Here is a 7285-nt window from a genome sequence, read left to right as displayed (position 1 = left end):
TGCCACATCTCTTGATGAGATTATTCGCGCTTATTGTGCAACTTAGTGTCTCATTTTTATTTGAAATAACTATAACAGTTCTAGAGATTGTCTAATCGCCGGAAACAACCTAAAACCCTATCAGGGATTGAAACATCACCGCAAAAGCGAGGGATTCTGAAGAGACAGAGCCGGAAACAACCTAAAACCCTATCAGGGATTGAAACTTCGCGACCAACGTTGATACGGTTGCTCGTACAGCCGGAAACAACCTAAAACCCTATCAGGGATTGAAACAGGTGCATTCTTCAATTCATCAGATTTGTTCTGAAGCCGGAAACAACCTAAAACCCTATCAGGGATTGAAACAAGAGTATCATAAAGCCTTTGATTCATTAATCGCCGGAAACAACCTAAAACCCTATCAGGGATTGAAACCAAACCATTGTACAGCTCTCTGAAAACTAGATCCGCGCCGGAAACAACCTAAAACCCTATCAGGGATTGAAACTGGAGCCATACCTAAGCTAACAAATGAAGCACCGGCCGGAAACAACCTAAAACCCTATCAGGGATTGAAACTTAAAATCTTCCTCGGCGATCGGCTCGTCATTAATAGGCCGGAAACAACCTAAAACCCTATCAGGGATTGAAACAAATCCCATACATAATGCTATTCAATAAATTAGATTGCCGGAAACAACCTAAAACCCTATCAGGGATTGAAACCAAATGAAGCGATGGAGCGGGAACAGATATAGGACCGCCGGAAACAACCTAAAACCCTATCAGGGATTGAAACGCAAGATAGCATTCTGAGCGCAAATTCAGCATCCCGCCGGAAACAACCTAAAACCCTATCAGGGATTGAAACTCGCTGGCTTTGAACGCGATCGCAAAATGGTGAGCCGGAAACAACCTAAAACCCTATCAGGGATTGAAACAGACCTTGGTAAATCGTACCTGCTGTCATTCCCAGGCCGGAAACAACCTAAAACCCTATCAGGGATTGAAACCGGCTGTTCTAGTTGCTGGATATACTGCTGAGGAACGCCGGAAACAACCTAAAACCCTATCAGGGATTGAAACTTTAGCCCGGTAATATCATCAGTTGTGTTAGACGCCGGAAACAACCTAAAACCCTATCAGGGATTGAAACTAACACGTCGGGTATTTTAACCTCTAACCTAAAAGCCGGAAACAACCTAAAACCCTATCAGGGATTGAAACAGACAATTCTACTTCGTAAACTTGACAAAGCAGCCAGCCGGAAACAACCTAAAACCCTATCAGGGATTGAAACTTTCGGAAGTATTCAGCAGAGGAGGAGACAGGAGAAAAGAGGGTATTCTTCTCCTGACTCCTTCTGAGCCGGAAACAAGTTTACTTCCCACACTTGTCACAACACAGGTAGTGGTGATGGATAATCTCACATTTGATAAAAGTGGTCGGATTCAGGAATTGATTCAAACAGCAGGGTGTAGACTATTATATTTACCGCCATACTCTCCAGAGTTTAACAAAATTGAACAAAGAAGAGCCTTGGCTAAAAAGTCAAATTCGTAAACAGCTTGATGAGTTTGATTGCTTACATTTTGGCGACCCTTGGATGTCTTGCGCCTGGGAGCATAACACCGGCCGTTGCTATATGTAATTTCCCAGATTCTTCAGTTGAGACAACCTCAAAATTATGACCAATCAAACAACTTCTCCACTCCTACTCAGTCCCTTCAAAATCGGAGATTTACCCTTAAAAAATCGGGTAGTCATGGCACCCCTAACGAGAGCCAGAGCCGGTGAAGCGCGGATACCCAACGCCTTGATGACAGAGTATTACACTCAACGAGCCTCTGCTGGTTTAATCATTACAGAAGCCACCGTGGTTTCTACTCAAGCTAATGGTTGGCTCAATACGCCCGGTATTTATTCAGACGAACAAGGCGAAGCTTGGAAACAAGTTGTGAGTGCGGTTCATGCCCGCGAAACGCCGATTTTCATGCAGCTTTGGCACTGCGGACGAGCTTCCCACAGCAGTTTTCATGAAAACAATCAATTGCCAGTTGCAGCCTCTGCCATCAAAATAAACGGAGAAGACATTCATACCCCTGTGGGCAAACAGCCGTACGAAACTCCCCGCGCTCTAGAAACCGATGAAATCTCCCTGGTTGTAGAAGATTATCGCAAGGCGGCGGAACGGGCAAAAATGGCAGGTTTTGACGGTGTAGAAATTCACGCGGCAAACGGCTATCTCATTGACACATTCCTACAAACCAAAACCAATCACCGCACTGATTCCTATGGTGGCTCAGTTGAAAACCGTTACCGTTTTCTTAAAGAAATTGTAGAGGCGATTATCACAGTATTTCCGGCCAACAGAGTAGGGGTGAGACTTTCTCCCAATGGTATTTACAATGATATGGGTTCTCCCGAATATCGGGCAGATTTTCTGTATTTCGCGGAGCAGTTAAATGCCTATGGTTTAGCTTACCTTCACTTGGTGGACGGTCTGGCATTTGGCTTTCACGAATTAGGCACGCCGATGATGATAGGAGAGTTTCGCGATGTGTTTACAGGTGTGCTCGTCGGCAACTGCGGATATACTCAAGAACAGGCTGAAACGGCCCTGAGCAGCAAACTTGCGGATTTAATAGCTTTTGGTCGGGATTTTATCAGCAATCCTGACTTGGTAGAGCGTTTTACTAATGGTTGGCCGCTCAATCCGCCTGCTGAAATGGGCGTCTGGTATTCTTTTGGGCCTGAAGGTTATATCGATTTCCCTAGATATCAGGAATCGGCCACTATTTCTTAGTTTAGTTGGTTGGGGCGGGTTTATCAATAAATACCGAGTATGTGCATCATAGATAATGGTGAACCCGCCCCTAAAAGATTTATGGTTAGTTTCTCAAAATAAAAGTCGGAGTTGGAGCCATATTTAATTTTCATCGGCCGTTGAGAGCAAGCATCTCCTATTTGTAAAAACACTTCTTCTGCCTCCTGCCTCGTGCCTCCTGCCTCGTGCCTCCTGCCTCGTGCCTCCTGCCTCCACTTTTGGGCTTGGCTGCAAAAGTGAGAGGCTCCCAGTTGAGATCGAGAACGTTTCCCCATATCCTAATAACCATAGGGTACTTCCAAACATCCAAGCTGCTAGCTCAGCGTTTGAGTGCCTGAAAAAAATCAATAGCGGAAGCGCTTTTAACAAGATGGCACAAAATCACAAATCAACGGTTATCATTACCGGCGCTTCCTCCGGCGTCGGTTTGTACGGCGCGAAAGCTCTCGCAGACAAGGGATGGCACGTAGTCATGGCCTGTCGGGACGTGCGAAAAGCCGGAGACGCCGCCCGCGAGTTGGGCATACCTGAAGGCAGTTTCTCCATCATGGAGATTGACTTGGGCGATTTGGAGAGCGTGCGCCGGTTTGCTCGCGCATTTAAGGCCAGCGGCAGGCCTCTGGACGCTTTGGTGTGTAACGCGGCCATTTATATGCCTTTGATTAAGGAACCGCTGCGGAGCCCGGAGGGTTACGAGTTGACGATGACTACCAATCACTTGGGTCATTTCCTGCTGTGTAACCTGATGATGGAAAATATGAAGCCTTCCTATTATTCCGATGCCAGAATCGTGATTTTGGGAACTGTGACTCACAATCCAGATGAGTTGGGTGGGAAGATTCCGCCGCGCCCGGATTTAGGCAAATTTGAGGGTTTTGAAGCGGGTTTCAAAGACCCGATTTCGATGGTTGACGGCAAGAAGTTTGAACCGGTCAAGGCTTACAAAGATAGCAAAGTTTGCAATGTGCTGACGATGCGGGAATTGCACCGCCGCTTTCACGAATCCACCGGGATTACTTTCACTTCGCTGTATCCGGGATGCGTCGCGGATACGCCGCTGTTCCGCAACCACTATCCTTTATTTCAGAAGCTGTTCCCGCTGTTTCAGAAGAATATCACCGGCGGTTATGTGTCCCAGGAGTTGGCGGGCGAAAGGCTGGCGATGGTGGTTGCTGATCCAGAATACAAGCAATCTGGGGCTTATTGGAGTTGGGGAAATCGCCAGAAAAAAGATGGTAAGTCTTTTGTGCAAAAGGTTTCTCCCCAGGCCCGCGATGATGAAAAAGGCGAGCGGATGTGGGAGTTGAGCGCTAAGTTGGTGGGATTGACTGACGGGGCCCAAATGGGTGCTGCGGCTAGTGCGGGCCGGTCTGCATAATTCAAAGTTACAAATCCCCTTTATCGGGCTTGGCAGTTGAAACGGCGTCTACGCACAGGAGGTGGGTAGACGCGGACTCAATAATAAAGGGGGTATTAAAGTCGGATTTGGTATGATGCACCAAAATCCAAGAAACCGGGTTTTTTAGTGGCTCTGCAGGCTGTAACTCACATCTTGCACTATTATTAAGAACAGGCAAGATGCCTGTTTCACAAGAAAATTCATCTCTTGTGGAACAGGCATCTTGCCTGTTCATAAAAAGATTATTGAGAAGGGTGCCATATCTCAGTTGTAGCGCGTCTTTTCGGACACAACCCGGTTTCTGGTTTACCCTGGCGTGCAGGAATGTTCTGGTCGCTGCGTTAGCATGAAAGCGTAGGTTTTGCAACAAAAAAAATTTGGTTTTTTTACCGTTTACCATCGACTTACACGATATTTTTTCGGATAAGAACCAGGTTGGTGCGTAAGTCTTGGGAAATGAACAGCCGTCGATCAACCTTTTGGTTTGTAGCGTCGCCGAAACTGTTAGCTGCGACGGCTGTTTCGTTTTTTTGCTGTTAAGATTGATTTTTACTTGAGGGTGCTCTATTGCGGAAAATATTTTCACCCAATTATTCGAGATAATTAGATTCTATGGCTTGTCGCTCGCAAAAACTATTTTTATTCGCTGGCCTTTTTGGGTTAGTTTTGTTGGCAAAACCCGCGAAATCATCCGCTAGCACCGTTGAAATTTTGACCTCAAATGTTGAGGATTTGGCCGCAGTTAGCAGCAGAGGCGATCGAGCTTTAGCCCCTAACGAAACCACTTTTGACAAACGCGAAGACTTGCCGGTAAAAGACGAGGAAACGCAGTTACCCACAGAGTCAGAACACTCGGTGGCGGCGGAAACTCCCGACTTTCCACCTTCCTCGGCAAATTCAGTGGATGTGACATCTTACACCATTCTCAAGAACAGGCAAGATGCCTGTTCCACAACGAGTGAGTTTGATTGTGGGGTGGGCATCCTGCCCGCCAGTAAAAGGCTTATTGACAATGGTGCAACATCTCAGACCGATCGCACTTTCAGCACAATAACTCAAGAAACCGAGCTTTTTAACTCAGATCAAAAGCTAGAAGAAAATATTGACCGACAAAAAATTGATTTGGGTATCGATCGAGCCTCGCATCTGGCCCAACTGCCCAACCCAATTTTGCCGCGAGAACCCGAATTACCAGCTCCTGAGCCGCCGCAACCGCCTGCGCCGTCTCCCCTCCAACCCACCCAGCCAACACCCGTTGAAAGCGAAATTAGACCGGGGATTCCGGGTACAATTAAGGTCGCTGGCTTTGAGTTTGAGGGCAACACGGCTTTTAGCGATCGCGAACTCGCAGAAGTTACGCAACAGTTTGCGGGCCGCGAAATCACCTTTGCCGAACTGATCGCAGCCGAAGCAGCAGTCACTCAAAAATATGTAGCTGCAGGATACATCAATTCCGGCGCTGTAATTCTCGCCAACCAAAGCTTTCCGAGAGACGGAGGTGTGGTGAAAATTCGGATTGTAGAAGGCGGGTTAGATGAAATTGTGATTACTGGAAACAGGCGCTTAAATTCAAATTACGTGCGATCGCGCCTTGAGCGCGCTACCAGACGGCCCCTCAACCGCGATCGGTTGCTGGAAGCCTTGCAACTGCTGCAACTCGACCCCTTAATTGGCAATATTTCCGCCGAATTGCAAGCCGGAAGCCGCCCGGAAAACAGCCGCTTAGAAGTGCGCGTCAAAGAAGCAGACAGCTTTAGCGCTGAAGTGTTCGCAGACAACAATCGATCGCCCAGCGTCGGCAGTTTTCGGCGCGGTGTTCGCATCAATCAAGCAAATTTACTCGGTTTGGGCGATGGATTAGAGGTATCTTATGCTAACACCGACGGCAGCAATGAATTCAACGGCAGCTACACAGTCCCCGTCAACGCGCGCAACGGCACGATTGGGTTCGCTGCGAGTGCTGCTAGCACCAATATCATCGAGGAACCGTTTGATGCTGCTGAAATTGAGGGGAAATCGCGGACTTACGAGTTAACTTACCGCCAGCCGATTGTCGAAAAGCCCGATCGCACTTTGGCTTTGGGACTGAGTTTTTCGCGACAAGAAAGCGATACATTCCTGTCGGGGGAAGGATTTGCGCTTTCGGCGGGAGCAAACGATCGCGGCGAAACCCGGGTTTCGGCTGTGCGCTTTTTTCAAGAATACGTGCAGCGGAGTTCCAACCAAGTGTTCGCAGCGCGATCGCAGTTTTCCCTCGGCACTAATCTGTTCGGCGCTACTGCGAACGATAGCGGGCCCGACAGCCGCTTTTTGGCGTGGCGCGGACAAGCCCAGTATGTGCGGCTGTTAGCGCCAGAAACCTTGCTGATAGTGCGTTCTGACATTCAATTAGCCGATCGCCCCCTGCTTTCCCTCGAACAAATTGGGATCGGTGGCGTTCAAAGCGTGCGCGGATACCGCCAAGATTTGCTGTTAACTGATAGCGGTGCGATCGCCTCTGCAGAAGTGCGAATCCCGGTTTGGCGTGTCCCGGAAGTCCAAGGATTGTTGCAAGTCGCTCCGTTTATCGATTTTGGGGTAGGGTGGAACCATTCAGGAGAAAAGCCGAACCCTGACTCCGACAAACTGCTGGGTGCAGGTTTGGGGCTGGTTTGGCAGATGGCCGATCGATTGAATGTGCGTCTCGACTACGGTATTCCTTTGATAAATGCTCGATCGGGCGATCGAACTTTGCAGGAAAAAGGCTTATACTTTCGGATTAATTATTTTGCTTTCTAAATTTTAAGTTGGGTTGAGTGCGATCGAACGCTTCGCTTCGCCCAACACTTTCATCTTTAGCGCTGACGGTCAAATTTTATTAAGTGGCGGCCTCGATCGCACGATTAAACTGTGGGATATCCTGACAGGATGTTGTATTAGGACGTTGATGGGCGATCGGCTGTATGAAGGTATGAATATTCGAGGGGCAACGGGATTGACGAACGCTCAAAAAGCTACATTGGGCTTGCTGAATATATCGAGCGCATATTACGTGGGCTGGGTTAAGAGAGCGTGCGATCGAGAGTAAAGTCGCCGTG

6 protein-coding genes and 1 CRISPR repeat array are annotated in these 7285 nt (G+C 48.1%); of the genes, 5 read left to right on the top strand and 1 reads right to left on the bottom strand.

Annotation, left to right across the window (positions count from 1 at the left end; translation table 11 throughout):
• Positions 1-97 precede the first annotated feature (97 nt).
• Positions 98-1282: a CRISPR direct-repeat array (repeat unit 37 nt; unit sequence GCCGGAAACAACCTAAAACCCTATCAGGGATTGAAAC).
• 110 nt (positions 1283-1392) lie between these two features.
• The 3 genes from QUA07_RS29355 to QUA07_RS29345 all read left to right on the top strand — a co-directional run bounded on the left by QUA07_RS29355 (position 1393) and on the right by QUA07_RS29345 (position 4187).
• Positions 1393-1545 carry a transposase gene (locus QUA07_RS29355; RefSeq protein WP_445242833.1) on the top strand — a complete coding sequence of 51 codons (153 nt, stop codon included), beginning with the start codon at positions 1393-1395 and terminating at the stop codon, positions 1543-1545.
• Between the two features lie 124 nt (positions 1546-1669).
• Positions 1670-2788, top strand: a complete 1119-nt coding sequence (locus QUA07_RS29350) for an alkene reductase (protein WP_333332638.1) — start codon at positions 1670-1672, stop codon at positions 2786-2788.
• 391 nt (positions 2789-3179) lie between these two features.
• Positions 3180-4187: a protochlorophyllide reductase gene (locus QUA07_RS29345; RefSeq protein WP_333038163.1), complete on the top strand. Its 1008-nt coding sequence runs from the start codon at positions 3180-3182 to the stop codon at positions 4185-4187.
• Between the two features lie 7 nt (positions 4188-4194).
• Here the strand turns inward: QUA07_RS29345 and QUA07_RS29340 are convergent, their stop codons facing one another.
• Positions 4195-4794, bottom strand: a complete 600-nt coding sequence (locus QUA07_RS29340; RefSeq protein WP_333332635.1) for a hypothetical protein — start codon at positions 4792-4794, stop codon at positions 4195-4197.
• A 125-nt stretch (positions 4795-4919) separates the two neighbouring features.
• Here QUA07_RS29340 and QUA07_RS29335 point away from each other — a divergent pair, with 125 nt between their 5' ends.
• Both QUA07_RS29335 and QUA07_RS29330 read left to right on the top strand, forming a co-directional pair.
• Entirely contained in the window at positions 4920-6986 is a 2067-nt protein-coding gene (locus QUA07_RS29335; protein WP_333332632.1) for a ShlB/FhaC/HecB family hemolysin secretion/activation protein, read from the top strand.
• A 13-nt stretch (positions 6987-6999) separates the two neighbouring features.
• Positions 7000-7275: a hypothetical protein gene (locus QUA07_RS29330; RefSeq protein ID WP_333332630.1), complete on the top strand. Its 276-nt coding sequence runs from the start codon at positions 7000-7002 to the stop codon at positions 7273-7275.
• Positions 7276-7285: the final 10 nt, after the last annotated feature.

It is taken from the genome of Microcoleus sp. T3_A4 (genome assembly GCF_036700465.1).
Lineage (GTDB): Bacteria > Cyanobacteriota > Cyanobacteriia > Cyanobacteriales > Microcoleaceae > Microcoleus.
This window is presented reverse-complemented; position numbering and strand designations above follow the sequence as displayed.

What these genes read in the sequence shown, in the direction of transcription:
- QUA07_RS29350 (WP_333332638.1), top strand. Translation starts at nt 1,670, where the DNA reads ATGACCAATCAAACAACTTCTCCACTCCTACTCAGTCCCTTCAAAATC.
- QUA07_RS29345 (WP_333038163.1), top strand. Translation starts at nt 3,180, where the DNA reads ATGGCACAAAATCACAAATCAACGGTTATCATTACCGGCGCTTCCTCC.